At 61.4% G+C, this 15,593-nt stretch carries 10 protein-coding genes and 1 tRNA gene; 2 read left to right on the top strand and 9 right to left on the bottom strand.

Going from position 1 to position 15,593, the window contains the following annotated elements:
• Positions 1–3: 3 nt before the first annotated feature.
• From WT24_RS34705 to WT24_RS27315, 9 genes are all read right to left on the bottom strand, one after another.
• Positions 4–630: a hypothetical protein gene (locus WT24_RS34705; protein ID WP_156441873.1), complete on the bottom strand. Its 627-nt coding sequence runs from the start codon at positions 628–630 to the stop codon at positions 4–6.
• Complete coding sequence (locus WT24_RS27350; RefSeq protein ID WP_060036376.1) at positions 630–4,895, bottom strand: RHS repeat-associated core domain-containing protein; 4,266 nt, start codon at positions 4,893–4,895, stop codon at positions 630–632. The genes WT24_RS34705 and WT24_RS27350 overlap by 1 nt, the downstream gene beginning before the upstream one ends.
• Before the next feature lie 21 nt (positions 4,896–4,916).
• Positions 4,917–5,375, bottom strand: a complete 459-nt coding sequence (locus WT24_RS27345; RefSeq protein ID WP_006482386.1) for a DUF1795 domain-containing protein — start codon at positions 5,373–5,375, stop codon at positions 4,917–4,919.
• Between the two features lie 65 nt (positions 5,376–5,440).
• Positions 5,441–5,884 (bottom strand): hypothetical protein, encoded by a 444-nt coding sequence (locus WT24_RS27340; RefSeq protein WP_059498774.1) that lies wholly within the window; start codon positions 5,882–5,884, stop codon positions 5,441–5,443.
• A gap of 43 nt (positions 5,885–5,927) precedes the next feature.
• Positions 5,928–6,797 (bottom strand): ankyrin repeat domain-containing protein, encoded by an 870-nt coding sequence (locus WT24_RS27335; RefSeq protein WP_059498775.1) that lies wholly within the window; start codon positions 6,795–6,797, stop codon positions 5,928–5,930.
• The gene (locus WT24_RS27330) at positions 6,797–9,796 is read right to left on the bottom strand and encodes a type VI secretion system Vgr family protein (protein WP_060036375.1); all 3,000 of its coding nucleotides are present in this window, start codon (positions 9,794–9,796) and stop codon (positions 6,797–6,799) included. The genes WT24_RS27335 and WT24_RS27330 overlap by 1 nt, the downstream gene beginning before the upstream one ends.
• Positions 9,797–9,943: 147 nt before the next feature.
• Positions 9,944–11,818 carry a type VI secretion system baseplate subunit TssF gene (gene tssF / locus WT24_RS27325; protein ID WP_257127567.1) on the bottom strand — a complete coding sequence of 625 codons (1,875 nt, stop codon included), beginning with the start codon at positions 11,816–11,818 and terminating at the stop codon, positions 9,944–9,946.
• A 397-nt stretch (positions 11,819–12,215) separates the two neighbouring features.
• Positions 12,216–12,292 (bottom strand) — tRNA-Arg (locus tag WT24_RS27320).
• Between the two features lie 190 nt (positions 12,293–12,482).
• Positions 12,483–13,313, bottom strand: a complete 831-nt coding sequence (locus WT24_RS27315; RefSeq protein ID WP_034206973.1) for an undecaprenyl-diphosphate phosphatase — start codon at positions 13,311–13,313, stop codon at positions 12,483–12,485.
• Positions 13,314–13,790: 477 nt separating this feature from the next.
• On the opposite strand from WT24_RS27315, the gene WT24_RS27310 reads away from it, so the two are divergent.
• Both WT24_RS27310 and WT24_RS27305 read left to right on the top strand, forming a co-directional pair.
• Positions 13,791–14,702 (top strand): aldose epimerase, encoded by a 912-nt coding sequence (locus tag WT24_RS27310; protein WP_059502007.1) that lies wholly within the window; start codon positions 13,791–13,793, stop codon positions 14,700–14,702.
• Between the two features lie 131 nt (positions 14,703–14,833).
• A complete protein-coding gene (locus tag WT24_RS27305; RefSeq protein ID WP_059502006.1) occupies positions 14,834–15,535 on the top strand; it encodes a peptidoglycan DD-metalloendopeptidase family protein in 702 nt (233 codons plus the stop codon).
• Positions 15,536–15,593 lie beyond the last annotated feature (58 nt).

The raw sequence follows: 15,593 nt of genomic DNA, 5'->3' as shown, positions 1-15,593 counted from the left end.
GGCCTACGGTGCCTCACCCCAAGGGTCATAGGAATAGCTTTCATCGATCGGCGAAAAATCAATACCTTTCAATGCGCATCGCTCCACTTCCGACTTAAACCCCTGACTACATACCAGCTCCATTGTTTCGGTACATCTAAAAAGATTGCCAGCACAGTCGTCGCGCGGAATGAAGGTTTTGATCCAACTATACATTGGAGTCCCTGGAAACAACTTATTCTCGGCGACCTCTTTTGTTTCCAGATCCCGGTCCTCGGAATAGTCCGACTTTTGTCGATCAAGCAGAGACTCATGATCTGCCGGCAAGAAAATTGAATACGCCTTATTACCCACTGGCTTTCCACCCGCAACGATGCCAATGGGGACCGCCCTATATCTAACCCCCAATTTTTCACACGCAGCCAAAAACTCTTTTGACACGTAATTCGTTTGCGCTCCATAGAAATCGAAATCAATCGAAATCGATGGATCTGATAGCGTGAAAATATATTCATGCTTTACATCGACGCCAAACGGATCAGCCACATACATCGGCCACTCCCATTCATCACGGTTCAATTCTCCCGATAGGTATGGAGGGCAGCCTGGGTCTCCAGCGCGGTATTTAACAACAAAGAAACGTGCATTCATCAAAGTAACCTTCCCGTTATTGCATCAACCAAATATTTACCGGACTCCAATCCTTCTCTCGCCATATTTTGAATGCGCCCGACACCGAGCACAAGTTGCGTATCACTGAGACGGCCCGCCAGGAATTGTTGGTTAAGTTTCGTTAGCTCAGTTTCAATGGCCGCAGTGTATTGCCCGTGGTTCGACCAATGCCCAGGGAGCTCCAGCGTTTGGGCAAGCTTGGAGCTACCGGGCAGGAATATGCCATTAGACGCACCATCGCCATCGAATCCCATCCCGCGCAACCGGCTGAACATAGCCGCAAAGTCAGGGTGCTTCATGAGTTCTTCAGGAATCAGATGGTGGTTCGCCATACCATCATGCGGGCGAGCCCCCATATTTTCCCCGAGCTTTGTGGAACACCACCCCATCGGATCGATTCGGGTCAATGGGTTTGATGCGTACGCGTACAAATTGTCGCCGCCCACCAACCCAATCGGATCCTGATTGATGAACCGTCCCACGTCCGGATCATAGAACCGGAACGTGTTGTAGTGTAGCCCCGTACTTTCGTCGGCATACTGACCGGCATAGCGCAACGGCTGATCTGTCCGCGCGGTCGCGAGTTGCCGCTTGCTCGGCTCGACTTTGCCCCACGCCGTGTATTGCCCCGCCCAGGCGAGCTCGCCAGCCTCGTCGGTGACCTCTTGCGGCGCCCCTGCCAGATCCGTATGGAAGTGGTAGATCCGCGACGCGCGCTTCGCCGTATCGATCGCGGCCGCGGCCAGGGCCTCCGCGATCACCGCATCGACGCGGGCAGCCGGTGAGTACGCATCATCAGGGCTGTACACATAGCTGCTCACGCCTGTCTCGCGCACTTCCTGCGCGAGGCGCAAGCCTTCCCATACGAACCGTTTCGTCTCGCTGCGCAGTTTCACGCCACGCAGGTCGAAAGTGGTATCGGTCTTCGAAATACGCCGACCCAGCGAATCGTACTGGAAGCGCGTTTCGACCACGCCACGCGCGTCTTGCGTACGCACCGCGATCAGTCGATCCTGCCCATCGTAAGTGAAGCGCTGCTGCTGGTTGGCTCCGCGTAACTTCGTCGCCAGATTGCCGAACGGATCGTATTCGAAGCGCAGGTCCTGCCACATTCGCAGACGGTTGCCTTCGACGTATCCGCGACTCTTGCCCTGTGCGCCGTCGAGCATATTGCCCGCGGCATCCCAGGCAAATTCCTCGAGCTCACGATCCATGGTGTTCACACGACGTGTCAGCTGTCCGACCGGATCATAGCTGTACTGCGTGCTGCCACGCAGGCTGTCGCTGGTCTCGATCAGTTCGCCCGTCGCGTCGTACCCGTAGTTACGCCACAACTGGCCGCGTCCTCGGCCGAGTGCGTCCGGTTGGAAGCCGGCGGACTGCCAGACTCTTCGGCCAAGCGGATCGTAGGCAAAACGCTGAGTCAGCCTTCCCTGCGTTCTTGCGATCTCACGATGCAAGTCGTCACGCTCGAAGTCGCTCACCACCTGATCACCACAGCGGATCTGGTGAACGTGACCGGAGCCATAGCGCAGCATCTGTAGCGTCTGGTCGTTCGGTAGCTCGAGCGATATCACGTTGCCCAGTTCATCAAGGTTGTATTCGACGTCGCCATTCGCACCGTGCTCGGCGACAAGACGACCAACCTTGTCGTACTCGAAACGCACCACGTCCACCGTGATGCCGAGTGCTGCACCGGCGGCCGTCGGTGTACGTTCGACTCTCACCAGTTGGTCATTCTTGTTACGCTCGTAACGTGTAACGTCGGTCGGCGTATGCTGGACCTTCAGGTTACCCATCCGGTCGCGTTCGAATCGGATCGTACGGATCGGGCGATCCGCCGTCGCATGACCGTCCGGCGAGCCCACGATGTCCAGCCCCAGCAATTCACCACCTTCGCCATACTCGAATCGCCGCTGGACACCGTCGGGCCTCGTTTCGGTCAACAGACGGCCGCCGGCGCTGTACGTGAACACGTAGCGTGCGTGGCCCTGCTGGAGTTCGCGCAGGCGCCCCGCTACATCATAGTGATAGCGGGTCCGTCGTCCGGCAGGATCGATCGCTTCGACAAGTTGACCGCGGGCATTGCGCAGTGACTGTTGCATCCGGCCTCCGAGGCCGACATGCCGCACGACGAGCCCAGCCGCATCGTATTCGAAAGTCTCCGTGCTGCCATCGGGATACGTGATGCGACGTGGCTCGCCGGTCGGACGTATGTCATATACGACGCGCTGCCCCAGGGCATTCTCCCGTGCAAGCGGCAGTCCGAACGCGTCGAAACTGCTGCGCGTGGTTTTACCAGAGCAGTCCGTATAGGCAACCAACTCTCCGAGACGATTCCACTCGAGCGTCTTGCGTCCGCCACGCGCGTCGATATGTGCGATCGGCAACGCAGTCAATCCCTTCGGATACTCGTAGCGATTCTCGTGGCCAAGCGGATCCTTGGTCGACAGCAACCGGCCTTGCGGATCGTATTCCGCCCGCCAAGCGCCGCCGTCGGCCCCGACGACTTCCACGGGCCGCATGCTGTTGCCGTCGTAACGAGTCCGAGTCGTACGGCCCAGCGGATCAGTCTCGGCGACGATCCGGCCTGCGTCGTCGTACTCGAACTCGACCGTGCGCTCACCCGGCAGCATCAGCATCACCGGCATGCCTGCGTCGTTGTACTTGATCCGGTAGAGTCCTCCGTCGAAGTCGGTGTACTCGACAATCTGAAACTGTGCGTCGAAGCGCCAATGTGCGGTGCGGCCATCGGCGTTCCGAACACACGTCTGCCGCCCGCCGATGTCGTATTCGAACGACCAATCCTCGCCTTCGCTGGTGCGCGTCGCAACCACGCGCGGCTGCCCTTCGATCACCGACCATGCGTAGCTCGACGTAAAGCCCAATGCGTTCGTATGGCTGGTCATCAGGCCACTGGTATACATGAACTGGCGCACGACGGCCCCGTTTGCGTCCGTCACCGACGCCAGTTGGCCGTTCTCATCGTATCCGTAGGCGACGGCCAGTCGGCGCTCATCGCCATGAACGAGCGTGACCGCGCCAAGCCGCCCGTGCTCCTGCTCGTAATCGAGAACGGCATTCAATCCGCCGCACGTCAGAATCTCGGTGACGCGGCCGCGGCTATCGCGCTCAAACTGGCACCACTGCCCAGCCTGATCCTCGATGCGGCGCACCCAAGCGATGCGGCCGGAGTCCGGCTCGTATCGGCCGAAGTCGTAATACGTCTCGCCAATGTCATGCAGGATGTAGCGCCCGTCGGGCGTACAGGTAAGATACCGTTGCTCCGCCTCGCTGAATGCGGCTTGCCCGGCACGCAGCAACGGAAATCCGCTCTCGCGCCCTTGCGCGTCGGTGTACCAGAGGTGCCCGTCGCGGGCATGCAGACGAAGCTCCCACGGCGCCACCCAGCCGCGGCCAAGCGTCCCTGCATAGTCGATACTGCTCGAATAGAAACGCTTGATCGCGACCGGCATCGGGCTCGGGATCACGAAGTCCGTTTCCGATTCGGCCAACAGGATCTTTCTTCCGGTCGTGACGTCGACCGGGTTGCCGAACATCCCGCCGAGCGCCTTGTTAATCGCTGGCCCGGCAACGTACCGCCCGAACGCCTCACCGAGCACGTACCCGCCGATGAACTTCGCAGCGCACGGCAGGACCGCACGCGATAGCCCGCCCGCCTGCTTCAACAACCCGCCTAGCCCGCCGACCAGCCCCGCCAACACGAACGCCCATTCCGTCGCCGTTCGCAGCCACGGCGGCACCTCGTCGTCGACCGGCAGGTATGTCTGAGTGCCACCGTGAAAGAACGTGTCGTGCGAACCGTCACCGATCGTCGCGCCGCAGGTAATCTTGTCGTCCTTGCGCGCCGCAGGCCGCCCGTTGATGAAGATATTCGTCGATCCTTGCGCGACAAGCGGAATGGGATTGTGCTTGCTGCAGGCCACGCCGCTCAGCGTCGCATAGGCCGCCGAAAGGGAGTTGACGTAGACGTCCGGCGAACCAGTAATGATGTTGCCGGATTGCGAGCTGAACATCTTGCCAATCGACTCGCCTATTGATAGGAGAGCCTGCGCTCCGATACCGGCCATCATGCCCGCCAGCAACGCCACGCCGAATCCACATGTGAAAGTGGCGAAGGCGACTGCGGCGATCAGGGCAATGCCCAGCACGGCGCCGACCAGAAAGCCCGCCAGCGCGCTGGTGTGATCGATTGGATCGGTGACTCGTGCGGCTTCGTACACGATGATTGTCCTTTGCTGTTGTTATGCCGACTCTTGTTCTGCAGGACGGTAGCCGTCGAGCCAGTTGCGCCACAATGCATCGAGCGTTTCGCCGAAGCTCTTCGCGCTCGACGCGGTAAAGATCAGCACGCGTCCTGGGGCAACGATGAATGCGCCTTGCCGTTGAAAAACGGTCTTCGGACCGTTCCTATAGGCGGCGTCGATACGCTCCCCAGGCATTCCATCAGTTTCAGGCCCAAGCCGTTCAGCCTGGCGCGAAAGCACCCGATGTCCCTGCAACCTCGATTTGAGCAGCGCGATCTGCCGATCGATATACGGCGCAAGGGTCTCTCCGTCCTTCAGCCAGTCGCGTGCGACACTGAGGTTCGGCTGTGCGGCTGTATCGGCCGGCACGAACAGGTTGGTCGTGCGATCCTCGAAACCGTTCGGCAGAACGATGCTGCCTTCGTGAATCCGGATACGGTTTTCGGAATCCGTCATGCTGGTTCTCTCGTGATGTGTAGTTGTTGGAATGAGTGGAAATAAGCGCCCACTCGCGCCACCACTCATTTTCCTTGCAGCGCGACCGCGCTTTCCCGGCGCAAGTGCAAGCTGCCCGCTAGCAATACGACATGTGCGACGAGCCACGCGTAAAACGCAACGCCGTAGCCGGATATCGGCGTCGCGTCTGCTTCGTTGAAGTACCACTTCGTCGTGAGCAGTGAACAGAGCGCACACGCGAGCGCAGCGGCAGAAAGCTGGCTCGCGCGGGTATATCGGCTCCGAGCAAGCTGGACGGCCGCGGCAACGTAGAGCGGATTGGCCAGCCATGCTGGATTGAGCATGAACAGTCCCCACCAGCCCTGGGCCAAAACCGACAGCCCACTGAGCGACGCTTCCTTTTCGAAATGCATCGCAGGCAAAGTCAGCGAGAGGAGGTACAGCGCCCCGGATACGCCGAGAACCGTCTCTCGCCTGATACGCGGCGTCGAATCAAAAGCGTTCATCATTTCCCGAATCCATTGGACGTCGCTACAGCCATCACGCGTGCGTTCAATCCGTCTGGCCGGCCGGCGTCACAACCTTCTCGCCGCGAGCGCGCATCGCTGCGCGTTGCGCCTTCGGATCGAGCGGCGGCCACGGCGCGCCGGCCGTTACGATCTTGCGGCGAATCTCTTCGATGCGCGCACGCGCCGGCGAATCCGAGGTCGTATGATTCTTCAACTCGTTCTGCAGCACCCAGCCGTACGACACGCCGAGCTGGCTGGCAATCTTCGGATCCGCGCCGTGCGAGAGCAAGTAGTCGACGACATCCCACTGCTGAATCATCGTCGCCTCGAAGAGTGCCGTCTTTCCGAGCGAATCGCGGGCATTCACGTTCGCCTTGTGCTCGATCAGCAGCTTCAGCTGAGGCAGCAGCCGGTTCTCTGCAACCGCGAAGATCATCGGTGTGTCGCCGTTGTACTGCCAGTTGGGATCGAGCCCGCTGTTCAACAACACGCGCAGAAGGTTGGGCGTATCGGCCCGCAATGCGACGTCGACCACCGATCCGCCGCTGGCACCGACCGGCGCCTTGGGGTCCGCGCCGTTCTTCACGAGCACCGAGATGATCTGGTAGCGCGGATTGGACGCGTCATTCTTGACCGGAACGATTTCCTGCACGGCATACGACAGCAGCGTCGTATTCTTCGCGCCCGGCGCATTCAGATCTGTCTTCGGCGCGAGCTGCTGGACGCGGCTGAGATCGCCGTCATGAATGGCCTGCGCCAACGTGAGTTGCTGCCCCGAAAAGAAATCTTCAGGTGCGTATCGCTTGAAGCCAGTCATGTTCGTCCCTTGGGCTTGAGTGGGCCACCAGAGCGGCGAGGACACTCCAACGAGTGCAGCAATCGCGCCGGCGGTTATCGCTTTTTTATATCGCATCAGTGAGATGAATTCAGTTGGGAGACCAGGTCGAGTTGATCTTTCGCGACCTGCTGGTTGATCCCGTTCGTCACGTCACCCATCAGGTGACGGCCGACCGTGGTCACACTCTCACCGTCGAGCGTGACGGGGCTGCCAACCGCCTTGGGCATCAGCGCCGCCGTACCGTCGCTGATCGGCCCGAGCCGGCCTTCCTGCAGGCCGGTCAGGATATCGCCGTCGACGCGGTAGGCCGTGATGTTGGCCGGCTGGGCGGTCCCGCCGTATTGCGCGACGGTCTCCGGATTGAGGCCAGCCGCATTGAAGGTCACAGCCGAACCGCCGCTGGCCTCGGCTGCAGCGGACGCCAGGCCACCGCCGAGCGAATGCCCGGTGAAATCGACGCCGGCCGACGCGCCCGTGGTCTCGATGTTCTTGCCGATCGTGACCGCATTGCGGTAATACGGCGCATCGGCGCCGAGCCCCTGCGCCATATTGTTGCTCATGTCTTCGCCGAAGAGCTGCTGTGTCCCCTTGAACGCGACCGTCGGCTTCATGCTGTCGCCGAAGACATTCGGATCCGGGATGTACATCTGCGATCCGAAGTTACTACCGCTTTTCTCGAAGTCGCTCGGCTTGAGCCCGAAAGCCTTCAACGCTTCCGGATCGTTGGTCGCCATCTTCCACCCGGTTGGCGGCGGATCGTTCGGGTGATACACGTGATCCGCGAGTTTCGCGAGTTGCTGCGCCTTCAGCGAACTCGCCAGCTTGGCCGCCGCCGCGCGCGTCGCCGGATCGGGGCTCGCCAGCCCCTTCGCGATCGTCGCCTGCTCCGCCGCCCACTCGAGCGCGAGCGCCTGTTCCGCGGACTGCGCACTGCCGCGATTCAGATGGATGACCGGCCCGTCGAGATAGATGCCGTTCGCGTTGATGACGATCGTTGACGGACCGAAGGTCAGCTTGATGCTGTCCGGCGTCATCGTCACGACGCCATCGCCAACACGATGCTCGATGCCGTCGCTCGCCTGATGGCTTTGCATTCCGGGCCCGGCCTTGCTCGCGATGGCCTTGGTATTGATCACGTTCGCCGTCGTGTCGCGAGTCAGCGCAATGGTTTCCTTCAATCCACCCTGCGCGATCTGCTTCGTCTCGCTGCCCTTGAGCAGCGACACCGTGCGTCCGCCGGCTTCGACCGTATGCGTCTCCGAATCCTTGATGACCGTGTTCATGTCCTTCTGCGCGTGCAGAAAGACCTCTTGCGCGCCGTTCACGTCGGAGAACCGCAGTTCGTTAGAGCCGGTGCCCTTGTGCGTCTGGCTCTTGATCCCCATCGTCTGCCCGGCAGCCCCGTGATAAGGGTTGCCCTGCTCGCCGTTGTAGACGCGGCCCACGATGACCGGATTGTCGGGGTCCCCTTGATTAAACGCGACCAAGACTTCCTGATTGATCCGTGGGATGGCGGCCGCCCCCCACCCGTCGCCCGCCCAAGGTTGGGACACACGGATCCACATCGAATCCGATCCGTCCAACTTGCCGCGACGGTCCCACAGGAAGTGCACCTTCACGGCACTGCCGTTCGTGTGAATTTCTTCGCCCTTTGGGCCGACCACAATAGCCGACTGCGTGCCGTGAATGACGGGCTTTGGGGTATTCCTGGCCGAACGATACGGAAACTTCTTCGGGAGCAGAGAAAATGTGTTGCGGTACGGAAGTTTTGCGTTGTGTTCCGTGTAGTCGTTCACGGCCTCGTGACGAACGTGCAGGATGGCGTATTCCTGATTGTTGGCCATGACCGGATGGTTCGTCACCGTCACGCTGCCCGCAGTAGTCATCCGCCACGCGTAGCCGCTACCCGTATAGCGATGTGCACTCGCCTCTTCGGCCTGCATCGCGATGCGGGCGTAACGGTCGCCGTCATCGCCGTGGTCGAACAACGACTGGTGTTCGAACCGCTCCGTCGTCTCGAGACCCGCATGGCGGAGATTCTCCGGCTCGGCCTGCGCCAGCATCAGCGGCGACGAGGGGTTCTGGTGATTGAAGTCGCGAAAAGCGATCTTGCCGACACCGAAACGCCGGCCTTCATGCAACTGGTCGATACCGTTGTCTTCACTCGCCGCGCTGGCGGCATAAGGCAAGTTGGCCAGCCCGTCGATCGGGCGAAAAACGAAATTCGTATCGCCGATGACGAGGAAGTGCTTTTCCTTCTCGTAGCGGTGCGTCCAAATCAGGCCTTCCTGCTCCATCAGACGCGCACAGAAGTTGTAATAGGACTCTTGGTACATCACGATGTATTCGAGCGGCTTCTGCGCGGTCCGGATGTCGAACTCGAAATCGGTGAACCCGTGATCCTGGAAAATCTCGGTGAGGATGTCCTGAGCGGTCTTGTTCTGGAAAATCCGGCAGTCCGTCGAACGCGTCAGAAACCAGAACCACGGCGCCACCGTCATTTGATATTGCGTCACCTTGCCCGGGTTGCCCGCCCGGTCGAACGATGTGACGTATCCGTCGAAGTAGCGAATGCTGTCGGCCCCACCTGACGAGACGATGCGCTCGAGCGTGGATTGCCGGGCGCTTTGGTCGAATCGAATCTTGATCGGTTGCCCGATCAGCTGATCGGGCACCAGATCATGTTGGTGCGACAGCAAATCGAGGTGGATTTCCGGCAATCGATTGACGTGTTCATCAATGACCGCCGTGCTGACCAGCAGTACGTCCGGACCGAGCGGCGAGTCAATGGTCACGTATCGATTTAGCTGAGTCAGTCGAGCAATGCCGCCAGTCGCATTGTTGAGCGCGTCCGCAATCGCTGCCGGCGTTTTGTTCATCAGCGAAAAACCGGTCTGCGCAAGCTGAACCGCACGTTGCACGGTGTCGATATGACTCGCGACGCCGGCGAGCGGGCCAATCTGGCCTGCCACCGTGGATGCGACCGGCCCGGCAAGGCCGCCAAGCGCGCTCAGCGAGCCCAACAGATTCCCGCCGGAACTGGCCGGAATACCGCCATTCGGGGCGAAACTCATTTGAATTCCCTTTATTTTCGTCTCAGGTTCTGTCCTCAATTGGCTCACCAGCTTGAGGCCCCGCTACTGTAGGACAAAACGTTTGCCAACGAAAGATACCTGAAATTCCTTTGCAATTTCCCTACTGATACCCTTTCCACCCGCCAATCAAATTAGCGGTTGGGAACCATCGCACGGTTCACCGCGTCGCAGTACCGCACCGGTCTCTGCCGAGACCAATACGATTTGCACGAAGCTGGTGACTGGAACGTACGGGGAAAATAGTCGATCCATCACGCGCCCCAATCCGGCGAGACTGAATTGGACGAAACGCTGCTCGTCGATCACGAGCCTGACCTCCAATCCTTGGACGAACGCTGAAGCCGGCTTGCCTGGCATCCAGCGCCGCACCCATTCAGTCGAGAGCGACACGAGCGCGTCGAATCTCCGGCCGGCGTCGGGCGCGGACATGCCGAAGCGGGTGCACAAGCGCTTGAACTCATTGAGGCCTTCGGCGTTCAGCCGTGCTGCCTGCGGAACCAGGCACGACAGCAGTTCCCACTGGTCACCGCGGCGAAGAATCGGCGCGGGACTTGCACTGGGCTGAGCCAACATCTCGATCTCGTCACCAGAGTCCCCATCGCGCACGGCTAACTGGCGCTCGCGCATGTCCGCCAGGTTGCCATTTGTGCAAGACAGCACGATGTCGAGTTGGCGTTGCGCAGCCGGATCGACGGGCTCGCCGCGAGCGTTCACAAGCGCGAGTTCCAAGCCACGCAATCCGTCTGCGCGCGCTCCAGTTGCCTGTCCGCGCAGCGCTTCCTGTCCCGTCTTGCCGGGCTCGGAAGGCGGCTTCGGCGCACGCTGGGCTTCGTCGCGCAAAACAACCCAATACGGGCCTGGCGCTGCGCCAAGCGCGTGCTGCAAGGATTCGAATGGCGGCAGAAGCGCGGCACCCTGGGCGGTCGTTATACGGACCTGATCAACTGACCAGACTTCGGTCGTAGCTGCAGTCTTGAGCGAAAACGGTTTCAGCGCATAGTATGCGTGTCCAGCCTTCGTTTCGATTGGCTCCGCATTGCTCGAGAACAAGTTGACGACTGGTGTGCAAAACAGCCGGAGATTGTCGGCCGACGCTGCGCTCAGCCGTTGAGCGCGACGTGAGTCGGGGTGGACGCCGGCAAGGGCCAAATGCAACGTGATCCGGCGCGCACCGCCCGCCAACCGTTTCAACCGCGCCAAATCCAGATCGAGGTTGTCAAATCGAGCGGGAAACGCGCCGTACTCCATCAACAGATGAAACGGAGCAATCGCGTTGTCGCGAGGCGGCGGAAGCAGCGCGTCGGCATCGTCGAAACCTGCGGCCGCCAGCGGCATTTCCACACGACGCCAGCGCCCGTTGCCGTCCAGTTCAACGAAGGCACGCGTGGCGTGCATCAGCACGCCGTCGGCGAGCGCAGCCACCACCTCCCTCTCCCCCGCCAAATGTATCCGCAGCATATCGGGAGCGATGGAGAACTGGGCTGACGGTGCCGTGAGCTCAAGGGTGAAAGACAAAATCCCCGTCGCGTCGGAAGGCAGTGTCGTTTGCATCGGCGCGACGGTCGACGTCGCGTAACGTACAGCGGAAACGGTCAACGGCGCCAACGTGACGTCGGCGGCAGTGCGGAACACCAGGCGGCTATTCGGCGCCACCAATTGGGTGCCGCGTGGAACTATTCGCGGCTCGGTCTGCTTGCTGTCTCGATCCACGCGAAATTGGGCCATCGCACAAGACGGAAACGGCCGCAGCAACGGTCCGTGGATTGCGGCAATCAACGCGTGAGTAAACTCTGGCACCTCATCTTCGAGTCGGATGTCGTGCCGAGCGCACATCAACGCGAACGATTGCAGCAGCCGTTCGACGTGTGGGTCATCCGAGTGCTCACCGGACATCGCAAGACGAGCCGCGATTTTGGGGTAAAGCTCGGCGAACGCACGCGTCGAGCGGCGCAGCAGACCCAACTCACGCTCAAAATGCGGTAGAAGATCCTCGGGTTCCATGGCCATACGCGTTTCAGATGGTCACGCCGATCTTTCAATCGGTACCGTGCTCATGAGTAGACGCAGCGATTCTAACCGGGCGTCGCGCACGGTTATGAACGAATGCAACCTCAAACTAACGTTGGGTCGATTTCTCAGATTCTGATAGCACTCGACCTCTGCCTCGGCACAAGCCAACCGTTTACAGACAGCTCATCGCAAGAGCCATATTGCACACCTAGCCGAGACACCCGCTTACCACAAAGGCAATCGCAGGCTCGCCTGCATCGCTCGCGAGTGGCGTCAGCATGAGATTTGCCTCGGTTGACGTAGACGCAATCTGGTTACACAGCGGTTACACAAAGAATTTTGGGCGAGATGAAGACTGGCGAACAGGCACGCAAGCACTTGATTTGACTGGCCCGCCCTACACGATTCGAACGTGTGACCTACGGCTTAGAAGGCCGTTGCTCTATCCAACTGAGCTAAGGGCGGTCGAGGGAGAAAAGACACGGCCTGACGCGGACCGCATTGGAGCATCGGGCTTTTGAGCGACGAGCAGCGGCAACACCGCCCGCAACCACAACCACTCAAACCCCCGAAACAAAACGGGCCCGACACGAAGCCGAGCCCGAAATTATACCCGATCATTGCGCCGGATCACGCGAGACCGGCGCCCGCGGCGTCAAACCGGCTGCGGATGCAGCATGAACCAGCCGAGGCAGAACACGCCGGCGATCACACAATACACGCCGAACGACGCGAGCCGGCCGCGCCCTTCGAAATAGCGCATCAGGAACCGCACGCTCAGGTACGCGGCGATCGCCGTCAGCACGCCGCCGAGCAGCGCATCGGCGAGCTGATCGCGCGCATGGAACAGCTTCGGCAATTCGAGCACGCCCGCGGCGAAGATGATCGGCGTGCCGAGCAGGAACGAGAATTCCGCCGCCTTCTCCGCCGTCAGCCCGGCCGCGTTGCCGGCGATCATCGTCAACCCGCTGCGCGAGAAGCCCGGAATCAGTGCGCCGATCTGCGCGAGGCCCACGAAGAACGCCTGCTTGAACGTCATCTTCTCGGGCGGCCGATGCGCGCGGCTGCGCTGAATACGATCGCCGAGCCACAGCAACACGCCATTGACGATCAGCGCGATCGCGACGATCCGCAGATCGTGAAACACGCGTTCGATGCGCTTCTCGAGCAGCAGCCCGACGATGCCGGTCGGAATCGTGCCGATGATCAGCGCCCACATCAGGTGCCCGTCGTCGTTCTTGCGGCCGCCGAGCTGCGCGAAGAAGCCGCCGATCAGCGCGATCCAGCGCGCGCGGAAGTACCACAGCAGCGCCAGCGCGGTGCCGAGGTGGAGCGCGACGAGAAAGGGCAGCAGTTGCGGCGCGTGCTTGTCGATGTGCATGCCGAACAGCGCCGGCACGAGCAGCGTATGGCCAAGACTGCTGACGGGGAAGAGTTCGGTAACGCCCTGCAGGACGCTCAGGAATACCAGAAACCAGAGGCTCACGCGTCGGTCCTTTTAGTGAAGATTAAGCGGGAAGGAAGGCGGACGACGCGATGCGCGTCCTGAAAAACGCGCCCCGATTATGCCGAGGCAGGATTACTGCGCCAAGGCATTTGGCAGGATATTGCGGCAATGCACACAAACGCTTGCAATTTGTAAGCGCTCAGAAAGCAAAAAGCCCGCCATTTGCATGGCGGGCTTGTAGGCTTCGGCAGAAATTGCCGTCAGCGGCCGAGCTGATAGAAAAATAATACCGTGCTGCCAGTAAACATGCCGAACAGTGCGATTCCCATTGCCATTGCCAGATCCATGGCCCCCTCCGCGAAGTGTCATGACCCGGCAACATCACCGGTTTAGAGGCATTATCCAGACCGTCGACAGCGTTAAAAACTCGCAATTTCCCGAGAAGGGTTTTCCCCGACCGCCCGCGGCCCGATAATGGAACGCACGTTGCTCCAGTCACTTCCAACCCGATTCGCCATGCCCACCTTCCAGCAACACGACATTCACGAACTTCACGCCGGCCCGTCGCTCGCCCGGGTCGCTCCGCAATTCGGCGGCCGTCTGCTGTCCTGGCACGTCGATGGCGAACCGGTGATCTTCTGGCCGGAAACCGCCGATTGGAACAACCTCGCCCGCGTGCGCGGCGGCAATCCGCTGCTGTTTCCGTTCCTCGGCCGCCACCGCGTCGACGGTGAAATCGGTCGCTGGCGCGACGCCGCCGGCGTGGTTCGCGATCTGCCGATGCACGGTTTTGCGCGCGACCTGCCGTTCGACGCGCACCCGTCGGCCGACGGCGCCGCGCTGACGATGACGCTCGACGCAAACGACGCGCTGCACGCGAGCTACCCGTTCGATTTCCGGTTCGAAACGACCTACCGGCTGGCCGACGCGCATACGCTGGAAGTCGCGCTGACGACCGCCAATCGCGGCGACACGCCACTACCCTATTACGCCGGCCACCATTTCTACTTCGCGCTGCCGCACGACGAGCGGGCCGACACCCTCCTCGAGCTACCGCCGACCCGCCGTTGCCAACAGCGCGCGGACGGCTCGATCAGCCCGCTCGAACCAGGCGAAGCCCGTTACCGCCTCGACAATCCGGACATCCTCGATCGTTTCCACTGTCTCGACGGCGAGCCGTCCGCGCCGGTGCGCATCGTGATGCCGGGCCGCCGTCGCACGATCGAGATCGCGCTGGACGTGCCGGGCTCGATCCCATGGTATGCGGTCACGACTTGGACCGAAAAGCCGGATTCGGACTTCTATTGCGTCGAGCCGTGGCTCGGCCTGCCCGATGCGATCCACAACGGCCTCGGGCTGCGCATGCTCGCACCGGGCGCGACCGAAACGGCCACGCTGCGGATCCGCGTCGCCCCGCTCGCCGGCTGATTCGGCACGCATCGAACCGGGGCGCGGCGGCCCGCCTGCGACCGAAACTGCGGTGCGCGGGTCGAACCCGTTAAAATCGGACGTTTTGTGTTGCCTGCCGCGTCACGCGCGGCAGGGTTTTGCGAGGTTCAATGTTCGGAACAACAACGAAGCGACTCTTCGCAGCCGCCTGCGCCGCCCTGCTCGTCGCGTGCGGCTCCGCGCCCGTCGGCCCCGGGTTCTATCGCGTCGAGCGTGGCGACACGCTCTACAAGATCGCGCGTGAAAACCGCACGTCGGTACAGAGCATCGTGCGCTGGAACCAGATGACGAACCCCGATGCGATCGAAGTCGGCCAGGTGCTGCGCGTCGCACCGCCGCCCGGCACGGCCACCGCATCGACGCCATCGACCACCGGCACCGGCAGCGCGGGCCGCGCGCGGCCGGCCCCTTCCGCGCCAGTCGAATCGGCCGTGAAACCGGCCACGAGCATTGCGCTGATCTGGCCGGCGGCCGGCAACGTGGTGCGCACGTTCGACGGTTCGAAATCGAAGGGCATCGACATCGCGAATTCGCCGGGCACGCCCGTGGTCGCGGCCGCACCGGGTGTCGTGGTCTATGCCGGTAACGGGTTGCGCGGCTACGGCAACCTGATCATCCTGAAGCACAACGCCGATTACCTGACGGCCTACGCGCACAACCGCGCGTTGCTGGTGAAGGAAGGCCAGTCGGTCACGCAAGGGCAATCGATTGCCGAGATGGGCAACAGCGACAGCGATCGCGTCGCGCTGCATTTCGAGCTGCGCTATGGCGGCCGCTCGATCGATCCGTCACGCTACCTGCCGGCGCGCTGAGCGCGCGATGGACGACACGCGACGCCGGCGCGCATCGCGTGCCGTCACGGCGAAAACG

Origin of the sequence: Burkholderia sp. MSMB1078WGS (assembly GCF_001528895.1) — a bacterium.
Classification (GTDB): domain Bacteria; phylum Pseudomonadota; class Gammaproteobacteria; order Burkholderiales; family Burkholderiaceae; genus Burkholderia.
This window is presented reverse-complemented; position numbering and strand designations above follow the sequence as displayed.

Bases quoted from the DNA above. Each gene is read 5' to 3' on its own strand.
- WT24_RS34705 (WP_156441873.1), bottom strand. From the start codon at position 630: ATGAATGCACGTTTCTTTGTTGTTAAATACCGCGCTGGAGACCCAGGC.
- WT24_RS27345 (WP_006482386.1), bottom strand. From the start codon at position 5,375: ATGACGGATTCCGAAAACCGTATCCGGATTCACGAAGGCAGCATCGTT.
- WT24_RS27340 (WP_059498774.1), bottom strand. From the start codon at position 5,884: ATGATGAACGCTTTTGATTCGACGCCGCGTATCAGGCGAGAGACGGTT.
- WT24_RS27335 (WP_059498775.1), bottom strand. From the start codon at position 6,797: ATGCGATATAAAAAAGCGATAACCGCCGGCGCGATTGCTGCACTCGTT.
- WT24_RS27330 (WP_060036375.1), bottom strand. From the start codon at position 9,796: ATGAGTTTCGCCCCGAATGGCGGTATTCCGGCCAGTTCCGGCGGGAAT.
- tssF (WP_257127567.1), bottom strand. From the start codon at position 11,818: ATGGAACCCGAGGATCTTCTACCGCATTTTGAGCGTGAGTTGGGTCTG.
- WT24_RS27310 (WP_059502007.1), top strand. From the start codon at position 13,791: ATGCCCACCTTCCAGCAACACGACATTCACGAACTTCACGCCGGCCCG.
- WT24_RS27305 (WP_059502006.1), top strand. From the start codon at position 14,834: ATGTTCGGAACAACAACGAAGCGACTCTTCGCAGCCGCCTGCGCCGCC.